Below are 17,064 nucleotides of genomic sequence, written 5' to 3' on the forward strand. Positions count from 1 at the left end.
CATATCGAGAGATATGAAACTGACATAATCTACACCCTCAGTTTTTGAAGCCAGTTTTCTATGCTGTTGACAAGAATGCATTCAAAAGTCTAAAAGGTATTTTCCTCAAAATAAATATTAGTTTTCTATTACATGGGACTTAAGTATGGCAGGAACAGCTCATGATTCCTGCCATTTTAAACCATTACATATCAAAATTTAACCCGGGAGGTTGTCCGAGAATTTTATCAGCTCATTGACGACACGTTGCTGCAAGGGAAAACTCTCCATTGTACATATTTGGTCAACAGCCGCTTGAATGGCATTGGGCAAACCGGGATTATCATGCTCGATTAATTTTAAGGGGGCGAACAAATCGGCAAGATAATCAGGTTGGGTGTGTCCTCTTCTTTTTACATATTCGGCCTCTTTCAGAATATGATTTTTAAGTGTCTCAGGGTCCAGATAGGCATTATATTTTCTGTTCAGCTCCTCAGCCCAGTAAAAATCATTGTTCTCAACAGCTCTTTTAATGAGTGTGTTGACAGCTTTCAGACTCCAACAATCGAACTTTTCCAGTTGTTTTTTCAAGGTTTCTTTTGCATCACGATAATCACCAAAATACTGATCGGGTTTGCTTGCCAGCCTTTCCAGAGACCCGATAATCGCCTCCTCGGCATCTTTACCATTGGCAAACAAAGGGGTTATCAGTTCAAGCAGGAAAAGTTTGTTCAGATCTACTGCCTTATCCATCGCCACTCTGAGCTTCGCAGGATCCATCTTTGCCTGGTAGCTGGTCTTCAATTCGTAAGCCCATTTCAAGCCTTTGTGAGCAAGAGTACTGACGGCTTTTGCCATTGCGGCATCAACAGCCATTTGTTCCTTGACACCATGGCTCAGCAGCGCGTTGATAAACTTCATATAATTGTCAAAAAAATTGCTACGATTCTGACCAAGAAGCTCCGGAGAGTAATCCTGCGGCTGCGTCGCAACGGTTTTTAAAATTTCACGCAGGGTCACTATGCAATACTCGTTATCTTTATCGTATAGGCTCAAGATACGTTCCAGATCGCAGGTACTTTTTCCTGATTCATAAGCTTTAACCAGTTCGTCCTCCAATTTCGAACTATTAATAGAGACACTATATTGTTCTTTAATGGCTTTTGCATCATGAAATCTGCCTCTTGAAATAAAGTAATTCAGAGTCTCTTTTAGTGCATTTTCACTAAGCATTTTTGAGCCTACCAGCAGGTTGACCGTCGTCTCCGACTGGCCTTTTTTCTGTAACACTTCCTTCAGAAAATCACAAACAACCCATTTAGAGGCATCATCATGGGTCATTAAATCCAGCGCCATTCGAATTTTATTATGGGCAGAGGGTGCTACATACCAATGGAAAGATGGTGGTAGTGATTGCCACAAAAGCTCTTTTAATTGAGCTGCACTGAGTGTGATCCCGTATCGGCTTTTCAGTTGCCACATTGCGGAAAAGTTGTTTGCACTTAACGCCTTGTCCATAGAAGGCCTCACGGCATCCAAACTCTGGGGGGTTATTTGCACAGGTGTTTCCAGAAACGAAGGTTTTGGATCCTGAGTTTCGGCTTTATCACAGTAGTGGTCCAAGCAAAGAAGACTATAGACCATCCTGTTCTCCGGCTCCTTCCTAACTTCCGTTTTACAGGTAGGACAACAAGTTACTAACGGAAGGCTCGGGTCACGTTTTGACAGATCCTTGCAGTGCTCTTGCCAATTCTGAAAACAATCCATGTGCATCAGGTGTTTGCATTTAGCTAAGATAAACACGTCTTTTTCTTGCCAGGAGTGAATGTTTTTTGGTTCAACAGGCAAACTGTAAGGTATAACAGTGCTCAGACAAACTGTACAATTGTGTTTATCGGCTTGACATATCGAGTGATATGAAACTGACATAATCTACATCCTCAATACAAGCAGTTAGATTTTAATGTTGTTGACAAGCTATTCCGGATTGATACTGTCGTCTACATTAAGAACAGTGAGGTAAGCAATAAAGTTCCATTTATATCCAGTCCATTCATCACCCGGAACTTAGCCTGATTAAAATACTTAGTCATTGTTCTTAATGATGCTTAAGAATAGTTGAAAATGAGATTATGTGTTTTTTTTGACCTGTCAGAAAGCTTGTACGACTTTGTCCCCCCAGTTTTAAAACCTTTCGCTCTTTACGTTTATCCAGTTCTGCGACATCGTTATAGGAATGTAAGTACCAGTTGTGCAGCTGGCACATGCTTTCATTTGGTTAACTACTTAGCCACAGCGGATTTTTTCAGCGGTAAACATACAGAGAATACCGAGCTGATATAAGTCTTCCTCATTTTGCGGTGCGACGAATACCCTTTGATCATCCATAACAACTTTATCAATCACCGGTTGTTCATCATTCTCTGGTAATCGGTCCCTGCCATTTATCAAACACCGGTAGTGACGTGTTCTTACATCTCTGTCCTCAACATAAAACACTTTGGCCACAATCCTGTAGCTTTGGATAACGTCTTCTGGCGGAAGAGAGTCGTCAGGGCTGGCCTTTCTGCAGGTTAACTGAAAATCCTGAGTGACATCATGGGCTAATTTTTCCGCAAATTTTGCCCGGTCACATGGATCGGAGAGCATCTTTAGCTGAACCGTGATCACCTCCGGAACATCTTCCACCAATAGTACCTGCCGCTCTTGAAGAACATCCCACAGGAGGTCTCCTGAGCCCGTCTCTTTTGCCCTGGACAGAGCGGCCGGGAGGTTATTGATTGCATGTCTGAAATTATTACAATTTATGGTTATTTTCTGGTGCTCATTGTCAGGTATACCTTTCAGGGAAAGCGCATCATCCAGAAGCATTTGAATGGAGCAATCATCTCTTTCAGCCTGCTCAGGAGAAACCGAGACGGAATAAATCAACGTGTCAGGTTGAACTATATCTTCTATCTGAGAGACTCCGGAGGTGTTCACGGGAGTTGTCCGTGGGTCATCAGTGATCATTAATATATCGGAGTCCCTCATAATCTGCCGTTCAGTTAAAACCCTGAATGCACATTTTTTCAGCTGCTCTGCGGGGATAACCAATTTTAATAGTGGTGCTAAAAACTCAGCTGAATCCTGGGGTGGTAATTTGTTCAGGGGTAAAACCGGTAGTTCATTATTCTGGTCAAGTTCTTGAGAGAACAAACTCTCTGTGTTTTTTTTGTTTTCTGCCTGCAGCAGGAGTCGGGTAGTTATATACTCTGCATAATTTTCATGGAAATTTTCAAAGCCCATGAAAATATTATCAGAAGCACAAGCAGAGCATAACGTTAACAACAGCTCATAGGTTTTTTGCATTTTCGAGTACTGTTTTTTTAAATGCTGGTTTTCCAAAGTGACCAGACACTTTCTGAGCGCATTAGTTAACAGCTGTTTTTTTACTTTTATGTCTGATGCCTTTTTGATCAATGTCAGGCATAATTCAGGAGTGAGTTTTTTCAGTGGAATTGCTTTTTTTCCCGGACCCGGGGATATATACCCTTCATTTTGATCTAGCGCAGTATCGCGGGCACCCTCAGCCGCCTGTGGATGTAAGGGAGCTGCAAGTAAAGAAATATAGCGTGAAACCAGAATTTGCCAGATCGAAACGGCGGCAAAGCAGGTGTTACCAAAGTTTGAAAATCCTTCCATAGAGTTGACTGACGAGAGGAGTGCGCCCAGCGGACGATGAGTGAACAACTTAAGAAGCCGTTGTTGTTCTTTTCTCCCGGCCATTTCCTGTATGGCTTGTGCATCAAAGCCAAGGACTGTTTCTATCGCCTTTACTTCGTTTTTCAGTGACCATAAAACAGGAAGGTATGCTAACGTTGCTGAGGTTGGAGCGAGTAGCCTGGTCAGGGCTTTGGGAATAACATCATAGTGATACCAAGGTATGGCGCTGTATTGCGAAGGATGAGTCAAGGTTCTTTTCATGTATATGCCAGGATCTAAAATCTGAAAGAACGATTCTTCACCAAACCTTTGGTAATATTTCTTTAACATCTGCTGTATCCCATTATTCAAACTTTCCAGATGCTCAGGATTTACGTCTGGCATTGATCCTTTATAGCGATGAAGTGTCTTTAACGTTGTGTAGATTATCTCCTGGATAATGGAGCGCAATGCTCTGGGGCAATAATTCCAGTATTTTTGGGGGTTTTCATCAATCGCCTGAATTTTCACACTCATATAATTAAGCCACTCTTCATCTTCTTCCCCTTGACCCAGGTCAGCGCAGCATCTGATCAATGAATGTGTAAATTTTTCCCATACGCCTTCTCCTTTTATGATTGCCTCAAGGCTATTTATTATTTTCAGGCTGCCGATTTCCAGTTCCTTTTCAGGCTGTGATTTTTTGTCTTTGGTTATTTGGGATTTCCCTGTTGTTCCGGGCTGATCATTAAGCGTTACTGGTTCAATAGATATATCTACAGGAAGGGGGGATATATCTTTCTGCTGAGGTCGTGATGACGGTATTCGTACCCCACATACCATTTGGTTACTGGTTGAGCGCTGGCAAAGTCTTGCATGAAGAGTATCTTTTATCTCTTTTAGATTGAGCAGGCTGCTTGTTTTTCTTACGCAACATTCTTCATTACTCCGCTTCAATGCCCGCTTCGGATAGAATGCAGTGGTCGTTTTATCGTCAGACTGTTGTTCAGGTAGCAGGGGTTCATGTGAACCGGAGGCAGCGTAAGTGCATTCAGGTGAAATTTGGGGATCCATATGACGGTTCTTTGTTCGAGTTAGACCCTCTTAGTGTAGTTCTGTAATTAAGCTCTATAGATATAACAGCTTGTTGTAAGTAATGTGAAATTTATTGGCAGGAAACAGCGGATGGGAAATGCGGCAGTGTGATTACTGCCTATCCTTTGGTTTTTAAAATAGCCGTCTGGATAACCGCTATTTTAGGGCCTGTTGACGTTTCGTTGCGTGCTCAGCGTATCAGGGCGCTCCTATGACGAGGCGCAGCATTGGAGGAAGGCTGGTTGCCTTTCAAAATGCTGCAACGAAGTCATAGGGGCACCCTGATACGCCCGAAGGGTGGCTCAGAAAGGCGCCATCTGCTTTGTCAGACTTGCTTGGCGTAGAATAACTACGCGCTGCACAAGTCTTTCGCGCAGATGACGCCTTTCTGAGCCAGACTGCGCGTCCCGCTGAGCACGCAACGAAACGTCAACAGGCCCTTACCATTAAGGACAGGCACTTTCAGACTCAATCGGATTTTTAACCGGACAAAATGACTATCAGACAATTATTTCTCAACGAAAGCCCTCTCAATCACATAATCAGCCACATCTCCGGTATGCGCCGATGCAGTAAAGCCGAGGTTATCGAGAATATCACAGGTATCATTGAGCATGGCCTGACTGCCACAGATCATGGCTTTATCGGTTTGTGGGTTCAGTGGTGGCAGGTCCAGGTCATTGCACAACCGACCACTGGTAATCAGATCTGTCAGTCGACCGGTATTTCTGAACAGCTCACGGGTAACGGTTGGGTAGTAGACCAGCTTCTGACGAATCTCTTCTCCCAGGTATTCATGGTGAGGCAATTCATCCAGCAGGTAGTCATGATAAGCCAGTTCACTGACGTAACGAACACCATGAACAAGTATGACCTTCTCAAACCGCTCATAGGTTTCAGGGTCTTTGATAATGCTCATAAACGGCGCAAGACCTGTACCGGTGGCAAACAGGAACAGATTCTGGGCCGGCTTCAAATCACCCACCACCAGGGTGCCCACCGGCTTGCGACTGACCAGCACGGAATCCCCCGGCTGTAAATGCTGAAGTCTGGAAGTCAGAGGCCCATCAGGCACCTTGATACTGAGGAACTCCAGGTGCTCCTCATAGTTGGCACTGGCGATACTGTATGCCCGCATCAACGGCTTCCCATCCACTTCAAGGCCCAGCATGACAAAATGACCATTATGAAATTTGAGCGATGAGTCACGGGTGGTGGTGAAGCTGAACAAAGTATCATTCCAATGCTTCACGGTTAACACGGTTTCTTGATTAAATGCTGACATACTTTGCTTCTTTTTCGTTGTTTGCGTCCTTACCAAAGATGACTTCGGAATCCATATCCGACGGTGGAGCAAGGTCCTTTTTATCAGCGACCTTAAAAACCAGAGGTAACTTTAGCAAAATTCGGGAAAAAATGCTGGCCTCATTCTCTGCCAACAGGAAATGAGTCTGAATGAATCACAAACAAAAAAAGGAGACCCACAAAAGCAGGTCTCCCTCATACAAACCGGTATAAAAACTTAAGCCAGAGCAGCTTTCGCCTTTTCCACCAGCTGGCCAAAAATCGCCTTGTCGTGAACGGCCAGATCAGCCAGAACCTTACGGTCGATTTCGATAGCCGCTTTCTTCATACCTGCGATGAAACGGCTGTAAGACAGGCCATTCATGCGAGCGCCGGCATTGATACGGGCAATCCACAGAGCGCGGAACTGACGCTTACGCTGACGACGGTCGCGGTAAGCATACTGACCAGCTTTGGTAACTGCCTGCTTGGCTACGCGGAATACACGTGAACGTGCACCGTAATAACCTTTAGCCTGCTTCAGAACTTTCTTGTGACGACGGCGCGCAATGACGCCACGCTTAACACGTGCCATGAATTATCTCTCCTGTAAAATGATCAAAAAAGCGATTAGTCGCGCAGCATACGCTTAACGAGACCCTGATCGGCCGGAGATACCAGTGAGGTACCACGCAGCTGACGCTTACGCTTGGTGGTCATCTTGGTCAGGATGTGACTCTTGAAGGCACCTTTACGCTTGTAACCGGAAGCGGTTTTCTTGAAACGCTTCGCGGCTCCACTGTTGGTTTTCATCTTTGGCATGAAAAACACTCCGCATTCGCGACCACTGATCTGCGAAACCAGCGTCGGGACAATTAAAAATACTGCCGCCAAAAGCCGAAGCCCTCAACCGGCACGAAGCACTAAAAAAAACGGCCAGACCCGATACCCTCAACGGACACCAAACCCAAACGCCGTTTTTTTAATTACTTCTTCTTTTTAGGGGCAATCACCATGATCAGTTGACGGCCTTCCATTTTCGGATGCTGTTCAACGGTTCCGATTTCTTCCAGGTCTTTTTCAACCCGTTTCATCAGTTCCATGCCCAGCTCCTGGTGAGCCATCTCACGACCACGAAAACGAAGGGAGACCTTCGCCTTGTTGCCCTCAGTAAGGAAACGTACCAGGTTGCGCAGTTTTACCTGATAATCCCCTTCTTCGGTACCCGGGCGAAACTTGATTTCTTTCACCTGGATCAAAGTCTGCTTTTTCTTGGCCGCAGCCTTCTGCTTTTTCGATTCGTACTGGTGCTTACCATAATCCAGGATCTTACAGACCGGTGGCTCACTGGTCGCATTGATCTCAACCAGATCCAGCCCCGCTTCCACAGCCATGCTTAACGCATCTTGTATATCAACTACACCGACCTGTTCTCCGTCGGCCCCAATGAGGCGGACCTCTTTTGCACGGATATTTTCATTAATCGGAGCCTTTACTGGGCGACGATCACGGAAGCTGTTGCGTCTGATGGTTGTATCTCCTGTGTAAGCAACATAGTAAGTCCCGCAAAGCCTCTTGGACTAAAGAGTTGCCAGACCATCAGGCAACCCGGGACAGTTTTCTCGAAGTGCATCGGAAAGCGGCACAGCCTCAGGCAGTGCGACCACGCTTGAGGACATCTGCCTGCAGGCGTTCCTGGAACGCTTCGATGGACATTACGCCCAGATCCTCACCGGTGCGGGTACGGACCGCCACGGTATTGTCTTCCATTTCCTTATCACCGATCACCAGCAGATAAGGAACCTTCATTAAAGTATGCTCGCGGATTTTAAAGCCGATTTTCTCGTTTCTCAAGTCCGCTTTTGCCCTGATGCCCTGTTCCGAGAGGTTTTTTTCCAATTTTCTGGCGTAATCGGCCTGACGATCAGTGATATTGAGGATAGCAGCCTGCATGGGAGCCAACCAAACCGGCATGGCACCTTCATAATGCTCGATCAGAATACCGATAAAGCGCTCGAAGGATCCCAGGGTTGCGCGGTGCAGCATAACCGGCGTTTTGCGCTCTCCGTGTTCGTCCACATATTCCGCACCCAGTCGACCCGGCATGGAGAAATCCACCTGAATGGTGCCACATTGCCACACCCGGCCAATACAGTCTTTCAGGGAAAATTCGATCTTCGGTCCGTAGAAAGCACCTTCACCGGGCAGTTCATCCCATGGCAGCTGCTGGGCATCCAGGGCTTCAGCCAGGGCTTTTTCGGCTTTATCCCAGATTTCGTCGGAACCTACGCGCTTTTCAGGGCGGGTAGACAGCTTGTAAATCAGGTTTTCACGGGCAAAACCGAAGTCGTCGTAAACACTGTGCAGGAAGTCGATGAACTCACAGACTTCTGACTGAATCTGGTCTTCCGTGGCAAAAATATGGGCATCGTCCTGGACAAAGCCACGCACCCGCATCAGGCCGTGCAGGGAACCGGAAGGTTCGTTACGGTGGCAGGAACCAAATTCAGCCAGTCGCAGCGGCAGGTCACGGTAGCTCTTCAGGCCCTGGTTAAAGACCTGCACGTGGCAGGGACAGTTCATGGGCTTAATGGCCATGTCCTTGTTTTCAGAGCTGGTGGTAAACATGCCATCGGCGTATTTATCCCAGTGACCGGACTTCTCCCACAGGCTGCGGTCCACCAGCTGGGGGGTTTTGATCTCTTCATAACCGGCCAGGCGCTGTTTGTTGCGCATGTACTGTTCCAGTTCCTGGTAGATCACCCAGCCGTTAGGGTGCCAGAACACCATTCCCGGTGCTTCTTCCTGCATGTGGAACAGGTCCAGCTTCTTGGCCAGTTTGCGGTGGTCGCGTTTTTCCGCTTCTTCCAGACGGTGCAGGTAGGCCTTCAGGGCTTTCTTGTCTTCCCAGGCAGTACCGTAGACGCGGGTCAGCATTTCATTATTGGAATCACCGCGCCAGTAGGCACCGGCCACCCGCATCAGTTTGAACGCTTTCAACTTACCGGTGGAAGGCACGTGTGGGCCACGGCAGAGGTCCATCCACTCACCCTGGCGGTAGACAGAGATCTCTTCGCTGGCGGGCAGGTCGTTGATAATCTCAACCTTGTACTCTTCGCCCATGGCTTTAAAGGCGCTGATGGCTTCTTCACGGCTCATCACCACACGCTCGATAGAGAGATCCTGTTTGGCCAGCTCTTCCATGCGTTTTTCAATTTTGGACAAATCATCCATATTGAAAGCGCGCTCGTAGGAGAAGTCGTAGTAGAAGCCGTTTTCAATCACTGGCCCAATGGTCACCTGGGCACCAGGAAACAGGTCCTGCACGGCCATAGCCAGCAGGTGCGCGGTAGAGTGACGAATAACATCCACACCCTCTTGATCACGGGTGGTAATGATGGATAAATCAGAATCTTCGGCAATTTTGGCGCTGGCATCCACCAGTTCACCATTGACGCGGCCGGCGAGGGTCGCCTTGGCCAGCCCCGGACCGATGTCCTGGGCGACTTCCATTACGGATACTGCATCAGCAAACTCACGTTTGCTGCCATCGGGAAGCGTAATAACAGGCATGAAGGAGTCCTTACATTGTAATCACTATACAGTGGCAACCGGTACCGGAGGCTGCTTGTTCTATTGCTCGTGCCAACCCATACGCAGGGCTGAGAGCCAAAAACCAGTGGCAATCCATACCAGGGATTGCATGAATTTTCTCAACGTTCATCAGGAACTGTTGGTTGATAAAACCGGGGGAGAAAATTGCAGGTCTAACGTTATATCATCGTAGTGAATACACGAATATGTCAATAAAAGATCTTTAAAACGCATTTACACTTCAGAAGACTTTATTCTCAACTGACCGATACGTTCCATTAAGTTGCCCCATTTCGTCAAATCCGCTTCATTAACATCAAATTGTGCTGCTTCCCTGCTCAGGCGCTCACGCAGCTGAGTATAAACGCTCTTCTGATAAGTGATGGCTGCTTCTGTGCTGGCACTGGACCCGGAGCGAGGACCATAAAAGCCGAGTTTCTTCATAAGTTCAGAGCGGGCAGTCATGACCCTGGCAACCACCCTTCTGATGGAGAGCAAGTCATCCTGCTGATCAAAAAGGCTATTCAGATCACTCTCCATAATATGCAAGATAAAATCCCCCGTATCCCGCAACTGCAAGACAGAGCAATCATTCATCAACTCTACCGCCTTTTCATACATCTCCACAGTCGACCTGAGTGCCTTAAGTAATGAATTCATCTCATCTTGTGATGGCAAGCTCATGGCTAATGATAAAAGTGACGCTTCTTTTGGTATTTTATATTCGTTTTCTGACAGCCAGTTTTTTGCATCGCCAGATTTTTTCACCACGTCATCGGGAATATGTTGTGCAATAAGATCCAGTAGATGTTTAACCGGAGTGACTTTTGCTGTGACCGTGACCACCCGGGCAAGCAACTCGTGATACGGTTCCAGCAAAGCATTGCCACAGTCTGCCCATACACAGGCCCGATCAATCTTATCTTTACAGGCTTTCAGTGCAGACGCCCTGCTGGCTTCAGCCTCAGCAAGCTGGCCATCTTTATACAGCGATACGGCAACGGCCAATGCCTGTTCCCATGGACTGAGTTCCAACTTGATAGCATCGACTGCCGTCTCCCTGATGGGCGCGGTCACCAGACAATAACGCTGTTTCTCATTTTGCTCCTCATTTTGTTCCTCTGCTTGCTCAATGTCCCGGCCAGGCTTTTCTGGCGGATGGCTCTCTTTTTGCTGCATTCTCATCCGCGCTTCAAGTTGCTTGCTGCGTATATCCTCCTGCGCCTTACGTTTAGCAAGGACTAACTCACGACATGCCTTCTTGAATGCCAGCTCATCGTCGCCCAATATTTTCTCAGCGGAACGAACAGCCATGGCGATGCGGTCTTGCTTCCCGGGTGCCGGTGAGAACCACGATAGGCTCCGGCTATCTTCACCTTTTTTCTGGAGTGCATGTAATCCATCCCTCAAATCCATCACTGCCCGGGCAACTGTGAGACGGTTTACCCGCAAAGCCCCCGGAAAATCCATCAATTGGTGCAAATAACCAAAGGTTTCCTGTATCTGTATTGCCAGGTTATTAACTTCCTGCCAATTCAAGCCTGGCAGGGGCAAATCAAGTGGTAGTCGGTGAAGCGAGCTAATAATTGATGCAGAAATATCGTAGCAGCCATGATGATTAGAGGCAGACATAATGGTGGCAAGAGTACTGACTAACCGCTGCTGAAGGGTTACCGGAAGGGCTATTTTTTCCAATTCAACTGAGGTCAATACCACCAGACAAGTCTGCGGCAACAACTTCAGGATCGGTGAACCGCTACCCGCTTCATAGCGTGCAATGATTCTGCTGTCATGCTCAATCATGTCTGTTAATTTGAACAGAAGTGCACTCATTTGATTTTTTTCTTTGGGCATATAGACCAGATATTTAAGCATTAATGCCGCAATAATCGCCCTGACTTCATTTTGGCTCGCCACAGAACACTCACTCTGTTTCAGGGAGTCACCTAATTCATGAACTATCTTTTCAATAATGCCAGCCAGCCCTTCATAGCTGTAGTTAAAGCCCTCTTCAGGTTGTTTGACGTAGTAGCATTGGGCTCTGCCAAGGAAAGGACTGCGCCTGAAAGGGTGGCGCACTAATTCAGCGCTTTTCTCAGTACTGATAAGGTTGTTTAACCCGCTAATCACCCCATCAGGTATAGACAACTTCTCCAACCGTGCCCTCTGTTCGTCAGCGACAACGTTAGTGACTTTGGTTAAAGCCTGAATCGCTGCGGCAAATCCATAACGATCACTTCCTCTGGCACGCAGCCCCTTTGCACTGCCTTTTTTCCGGACATTTTTTGTTCGTTCAGACGCATCAACTCCACGTCGATGCCTTCTTCCCCTGCTTTTGCTGTTACCGCTGCTTTCGTTATTTGATTCAGGCTGTTCAACTTTCGAGCCCTGGTGCGCAATTCCAGCTCCCGTCGATTCAAAGGATGGCAGTATGTCTGCTATCAGGGAAAAGCCAAGGTCCTGAATGGCATCGGTATCTTTTGTTAGACTGTTACCATTGTTCAACACCAAATGAGCAGGACCTGATCGAAGTGCGACAGGTGTTACGGTTTCACCTGTAGAAGACGGTGCCAGATTACCAGTCTGATCTTCAACGACTCCCTGTTCACCGGGCTGCATTACCGATGTTATAGCCGACGCCTCAAGATCACCTGGTACATTTATCTCAAATGGTTGCGAAAAAGACTCTGTTGGAACATGCGGAGTACCAGGACAGTATTCGAGTTGCCAAGCAGTTGCAACTGGCGAATAAACGGGTTGGGCCATAGTGGCTGTGCAATAATCATAAAAAACTGCTGGATGCAGATAAACCGGCTGTTGTGAGTAGATCCATTGCTGAATTGCAGGACAAAGGCACCACGCTTCCTCATCGGTTATTGCCTGGGTTTGGAATTCGGTCTCAATAATATTGTACGCATAGGGATTATTAACCAAACCAGCAAACTGTTGATTCAGCCATACGCCCCAGGCTTCAGTGGATATTCTGAGTGTTACAGGCTTTCCCTCAGAGGGTTGATAGGTGTAATCTCCAATATTCAGGTTTACGGGGGCGTCAAGCGTTAATAACCTGATTGAAAAGAACTCTTCGCCATTGAACAGATAATGAAACTTCTCTTCCTGAAGCATCCCTGCGCCAGAAAAAGAAGAAACACGAGCGTCTTCTTTTTTCTCTTTATGCAAAAAGCGCCCCATTAACCTGGTTAAATCCTTGCATTGCCCGGGGCTTACCACGACATCCATCTGCCAGCTACTGAGAAAGTCTTCATCTCTGAGAGCTTGCACCTGAGCTACTGAAGCCTGCATTTCTGAAACCATGGGCTGGCGAAACGCCCTGACAAATACGCCCGTTACCGTCGGCAAACCGGATATATCTTTACTGACAATGGATAAAAAACCGATAGCCTGATTAATCAGTGCTGCGCGTAAGTTGCCAATGTCATGATCAGGGGGAGTAATGACACTCTGAATTTTATCAGCAGACGTTAAAGCCTTAACCTGCCTGTCATGCAGAGTTCCGGAATCATCCATTGCACCCGAATTACTGGCACCACCCACGATATTGACGCCCAATGTCTCATGAGTATCTTCCGGCAGGGTTTGTGGGCCAGCAGAGTAGCTGTCAACGGGGTGATTATTAGAGGGTTCCATCCGATTACACCTCCTGAATCATGAACTGATTACAGTTTGAGTCCCATAAGGCGGGTTTAGTTCCTTTTTGTATCTGAAGATAAAAAATTCAGTAAAACTAACGTTCTTGTTAGTGACTGAACTGATCTCTGTTCTATATTCCAAAACTTCTCAGCAAAGGCCTTATAAAATACTCAAGCACACTTTTGTTCCCCGTCACAATATCGGTTACCCCTGTCATGCCAGGAATCAACAGCAAGGAGCTATTATCACCCGACAGCACTATTCGAACCCGGTAATACGGCAGCCCTTTTTCATCCTCCAGCGTGTCAACACTGATCGTATCCACAGTTCCTTTCAAACTTCCGAATGTGGCAAATTCATAAGCCGTTAACTTAATCAGAGCCATTTGCCCTGACTGCAGGAAGGCAATATCCGCCGGTTGAATGCGGGCTTCAAAAATAAGAGGGTCTTCTGCCGGTACAATCTCAACGACAGTGCTTCCTGGTTGAATAACACTGCCTTCTGTATGTACCTTTACCGTTTTGACTAACCCATCCACTGGTGCATACAACGCCGCCTTGCGAACCCGATCTTCCAGGCCTGCCTGCCCCTCCAGTAGTTTGCCGGAACGATCCCGTGTATCCTGCAGCTCTTTTTGTAAGTCTGCCCGGTAACGAATCACCAGATCATTACGACGCCCGATGGCCTCCTCCAATGCAGACTCAAGACGAGCAACCGTCAACCGGGCATTGGTCAGATCCCCCTGAAGTTCATTTGCCCTTCGCTCAAGGTTAATAATCTCTACGCGGGTAATAACGCCATCATCCGTGAGCGGTTTCTTCAGTAATAACTCCTCATTGGCAAGCTGCAAGCTTCTGGTCAGCGTTTTTACTTTTTCCTTTAGCTCATTCAGTTCATGCTGTTTCTGAATCACTTGCTGGTCGAGAATAGTAACCTGACTGTTCAGTGCCGCCATTCGTTCATTCATCAGTGCTTTTTGTTGCAGTGCCTGTTCAGGAAAATGTTTTTGAAAGTGTTCCGGGAAGTTGATGTCACGTTGTTCATCAGACCATAAACCACTTAGCATCCCAGCCAGTGCCGCTAATTCTGATTCCAGCCTGGCCACAGAGCCCTGCAGGCTTTCCAGCTCAGATTCATTCACCCGAAAGGAAGATTGATAGCGCGTTTCATCAATCTGCAAGAGCAAATCCCCGGCATGGACAAACTCACCTTCCCTGACATGGACAGATTTCAGGGTTCCACCATCCTGACTCTGAACCTCCTGAACTCGACTGGAAGGAATAACTCGCCCATAGCCTGTGACGGTCTCATCCATCATAGCCAGACAACTCCAGGCAATTAATGAAGCAACAAAAAAAACCATCACCCAGATAAACCAGCGTGAAGTGACAGTAATGTCCATCAGCTGAGCCTGCTGCCGGTTACTGGCGGTTAACCGCAACCATTCCGACCATGATTTTGCTTTCATGCCTGAGGTTCTCTGATTTGAACAGGCTGATCAGATACCAGTTTGCCGCCGTCCAACATAATGACACGATCAACAACAGACAACAGGCTGCTTCTATGGGTGATGATAATCAGAGTTACATTGTTCGGTAAGCTCTTGAGTGTCTTCTGAACCCGGGCATCCATCAGGCTGTCCATATGAGCAGAGGGCTCATCAAGAATCAGGATATCCGGTTTGGACAGCATGGCACGAGCCAATGCAACGGCTCGCCGTTGACCACCAGAGAGTTGTCGTCCACCTTCGCCCACGGGGTATTCCAGGGCAGCCAAAGAGTCGCCGGTGAAGAGTGTTACACCACAGTCTCTCGCAGTGGTCAGCAGATCTTCCCCGGAGAAACTGGAAGCCCCCATTGTGATGTTATCCATCACTGAACCATGAAATAGCCAGGGATCCTGGGCCAGAAAGCCTATTTTCGCCCTCAGGGTTGCCGGATGAATATCCCCCTGGGCAATACTGTCCAGAAATACCTGTCCATGGTCGGGTTGATAGAGTGCCGCCAGAATACGGGCAAGCGTTGATTTGCCCGAGCCAGAGCGCCCTACTACAGCCACTTTCTCACCACTGTTGATGGACACGGATACATTAGAAAGCGCAGGAATAACACTGTCAGGGTAAGAAAACGACAACTGTTTTAACTTGAGATTCCCATGAAATTTTTTAACCCGGCGATGGGCCATTTGCGTACTCTGCTCGTCAGGTGCTCGCATCAACTGGTTTATCACCATAAAAGCACTGCGAGCCTGGTAATATCGTGTACCCAACAGGGCCAGTTGCATAAAAGGCGTTATCGCCCTGCCAGAAAGCATCATAACGGCTATCAATGCGCCCATATTCATTGTGCCAGAGCTGATGAAGATCACGCCGAAATAAACAATTGCAACTGTTGCCAATTGCTGCAGCCAGGTTGCCAGCGCAGTAACATTGCCGGTCATTGCCCGGGTTTTAAGCCCCCAGGTTGCCATATGCCCGGTTGCCTGCTCCCAGCGTTGCTGAAAACGACTCTGTGCACCGGCAAGCCGCAAGCTTTCAAGGCCGTTAATACTTTCCACAAGATCCCCATGCTTTCGTGCCGAAAGTCGTTCGCTCTCTTCGATACTCTGACGGAGCCAGGGTTGAACTGCTGCACTGACAAACGACATAACAACAATAACCAGCAGGGGAATCCACACCAGCTGACCACCCATAAGCCCGATAACCAACAGAAACAGGATGGCAAATGGTAAGTCGACCATGGCTGTTAGCGTAGTGGAGGTGATAAACTCCCGAATAGCCTCAAAGTCCTGAATTTGCCGTGCAAATGAGCCTGTGGCCGCAGGAATAAACGACATTCGGATTCCCATAATTTTGGCAAACAGCTGACTGGATATCAGCAGGTCGGATTTTTTCGCAGCTATATCAATAAACCGGGTGCGCAGCTGTCGGCAGATCAATTCGAAAGAGATAACAACCACCACACCGATGGTCAGTGTATTCAGCGTGGTCAGTGCCATACCGGGAATCACCCGGTCATAGATCAGACGAACAAACAGTGGCACCGCAAGGGCAAAAACATTGATCAGCAGAGACGCTAACAACACTTCCCGATAAATACGACGACATTCCAGTAACGAACCCCAGAACCAGTGATCTCGCCAGTCCGGTGGATAGTCCGGATCACGATCATCCTCAAACCTGGCGCGACTGAAAAAAACAATGCGGTTGTCAATACTCTGGAGAAAGTCGTCAGGATGCAGACGCTCAGCGGTCATCCCAAGTTTCGGTTGACGGAACTCAACATACTCTTTGGTAATCTGCACCACAACGATGGGTGACTGTGCCAACCAGACAATACAGGGAAGGCACGAAGGTGGACAGTTTTCTTCCAGTGATCCATGGGATACCAGCGACCTGGTAAACAACGTAAGCCCTGCATTCACGGCAGCCCGCTCCAGATATTCTTCTGGAAACTTATCTGGTTGAACGGGCAACCCCGTCAGTACACTTTCTGCAATGACCCTGATCCCATGAAACCTGGCAATCCAGATCAAGCTGGTCAGTAAAGGGCTTTGCGCCATTGCAACTCCATCCAGAGACAGGTTCAGCATTATGCAAAACAGAGCCTAGGGTAGAAATGCCTCCCCCGCCATTCTCAGCCAGGCACAACAAAAAATCATCTATTCTTACTCAGAGTTTTTATCCTTGGTTCTTGTCAGTTGTTAATTGTCAGGTAGCTCACCTTGTTTGCCTGAACCTCACTGCCCCCGATACGGGAAAGATCATCCCCGGAACAT

General features: G+C 47.5%; 10 protein-coding genes. All 10 read right to left on the reverse strand.

Annotated elements, in window-relative coordinates; genetic code table 11:
- Positions 1 to 198: 198 nt before the first annotated feature.
- Complete coding sequence (locus tag ACO6VE_RS04810) at positions 199 to 1,497, reverse strand: hypothetical protein (RefSeq protein WP_422460009.1); 1,299 nt, start codon at positions 1,495 to 1,497, stop codon at positions 199 to 201.
- 768 nt (positions 1,498 to 2,265) lie between these two features.
- Complete coding sequence (locus tag ACO6VE_RS04815; protein WP_422460011.1) at positions 2,266 to 4,620, reverse strand: hypothetical protein; 2,355 nt, start codon at positions 4,618 to 4,620, stop codon at positions 2,266 to 2,268.
- 646 nt (positions 4,621 to 5,266) lie between these two features.
- Entirely contained in the window at positions 5,267 to 6,043 is a 777-nt protein-coding gene (locus ACO6VE_RS04820) for a ferredoxin--NADP reductase (protein WP_101744898.1), read from the reverse strand.
- Between the two features lie 237 nt (positions 6,044 to 6,280).
- Entirely contained in the window at positions 6,281 to 6,637 is a 357-nt protein-coding gene (gene rplT, locus ACO6VE_RS04825; RefSeq protein ID WP_066018014.1) for a 50S ribosomal protein L20, read from the reverse strand.
- 35 nt (positions 6,638 to 6,672) lie between these two features.
- Entirely contained in the window at positions 6,673 to 6,864 is a 192-nt protein-coding gene (rpmI, locus tag ACO6VE_RS04830; RefSeq protein WP_066018013.1) for a 50S ribosomal protein L35, read from the reverse strand.
- Positions 6,865 to 7,028: 164 nt separating this feature from the next.
- Positions 7,029 to 7,571: a translation initiation factor IF-3 gene (infC, locus tag ACO6VE_RS04835; protein ID WP_257284275.1), complete on the reverse strand. Its 543-nt coding sequence runs from the start codon at positions 7,569 to 7,571 to the stop codon at positions 7,029 to 7,031.
- Between the two features lie 121 nt (positions 7,572 to 7,692).
- Complete coding sequence (gene thrS / locus ACO6VE_RS04840) at positions 7,693 to 9,615, reverse strand: threonine--tRNA ligase (protein WP_422450503.1); 1,923 nt, start codon at positions 9,613 to 9,615, stop codon at positions 7,693 to 7,695.
- A gap of 255 nt (positions 9,616 to 9,870) precedes the next feature.
- The gene (locus ACO6VE_RS04845) at positions 9,871 to 13,284 is read right to left on the reverse strand and encodes a hypothetical protein (protein ID WP_422460013.1); all 3,414 of its coding nucleotides are present in this window, start codon (positions 13,282 to 13,284) and stop codon (positions 9,871 to 9,873) included.
- Between the two features lie 133 nt (positions 13,285 to 13,417).
- Complete coding sequence (locus tag ACO6VE_RS04850; protein WP_422460015.1) at positions 13,418 to 14,755, reverse strand: HlyD family type I secretion periplasmic adaptor subunit; 1,338 nt, start codon at positions 14,753 to 14,755, stop codon at positions 13,418 to 13,420.
- Positions 14,752 to 16,848 (reverse strand): type I secretion system permease/ATPase, encoded by a 2,097-nt coding sequence (locus ACO6VE_RS04855; RefSeq protein WP_422460017.1) that lies wholly within the window; start codon positions 16,846 to 16,848, stop codon positions 14,752 to 14,754. Before ACO6VE_RS04855 ends, ACO6VE_RS04850 begins: the two co-directional genes overlap by 4 nt.
- Positions 16,849 to 17,064 lie beyond the last annotated feature (216 nt).

This window comes from Endozoicomonas sp. ALB115, assembly GCF_049310245.1.
Taxonomy (GTDB): domain Bacteria; phylum Pseudomonadota; class Gammaproteobacteria; order Pseudomonadales; family Endozoicomonadaceae; genus Endozoicomonas.

Excerpts from the sequence above, each read along its gene's own strand:
- ACO6VE_RS04810 (WP_422460009.1), bottom strand. The coding sequence starts at position 1,497 with ATGGACAAGGCGTTAAGTGCAAACAACTTTTCCGCAATGTGGCAACTG.
- ACO6VE_RS04820 (WP_101744898.1), bottom strand. The coding sequence starts at position 6,043 with ATGTCAGCATTTAATCAAGAAACCGTGTTAACCGTGAAGCATTGGAAT.
- rplT (WP_066018014.1), bottom strand. The coding sequence starts at position 6,637 with ATGGCACGTGTTAAGCGTGGCGTCATTGCGCGCCGTCGTCACAAGAAA.
- rpmI (WP_066018013.1), bottom strand. The coding sequence starts at position 6,864 with ATGCCAAAGATGAAAACCAACAGTGGAGCCGCGAAGCGTTTCAAGAAA.
- thrS (WP_422450503.1), bottom strand. The coding sequence starts at position 9,615 with ATGCCTGTTATTACGCTTCCCGATGGCAGCAAACGTGAGTTTGCTGAT.
- ACO6VE_RS04845 (WP_422460013.1), bottom strand. The coding sequence starts at position 13,284 with ATGGAACCCTCTAATAATCACCCCGTTGACAGCTACTCTGCTGGCCCA.
- ACO6VE_RS04850 (WP_422460015.1), bottom strand. The coding sequence starts at position 14,755 with ATGAAAGCAAAATCATGGTCGGAATGGTTGCGGTTAACCGCCAGTAAC.
- ACO6VE_RS04855 (WP_422460017.1), bottom strand. The coding sequence starts at position 16,848 with ATGGCGCAAAGCCCTTTACTGACCAGCTTGATCTGGATTGCCAGGTTT.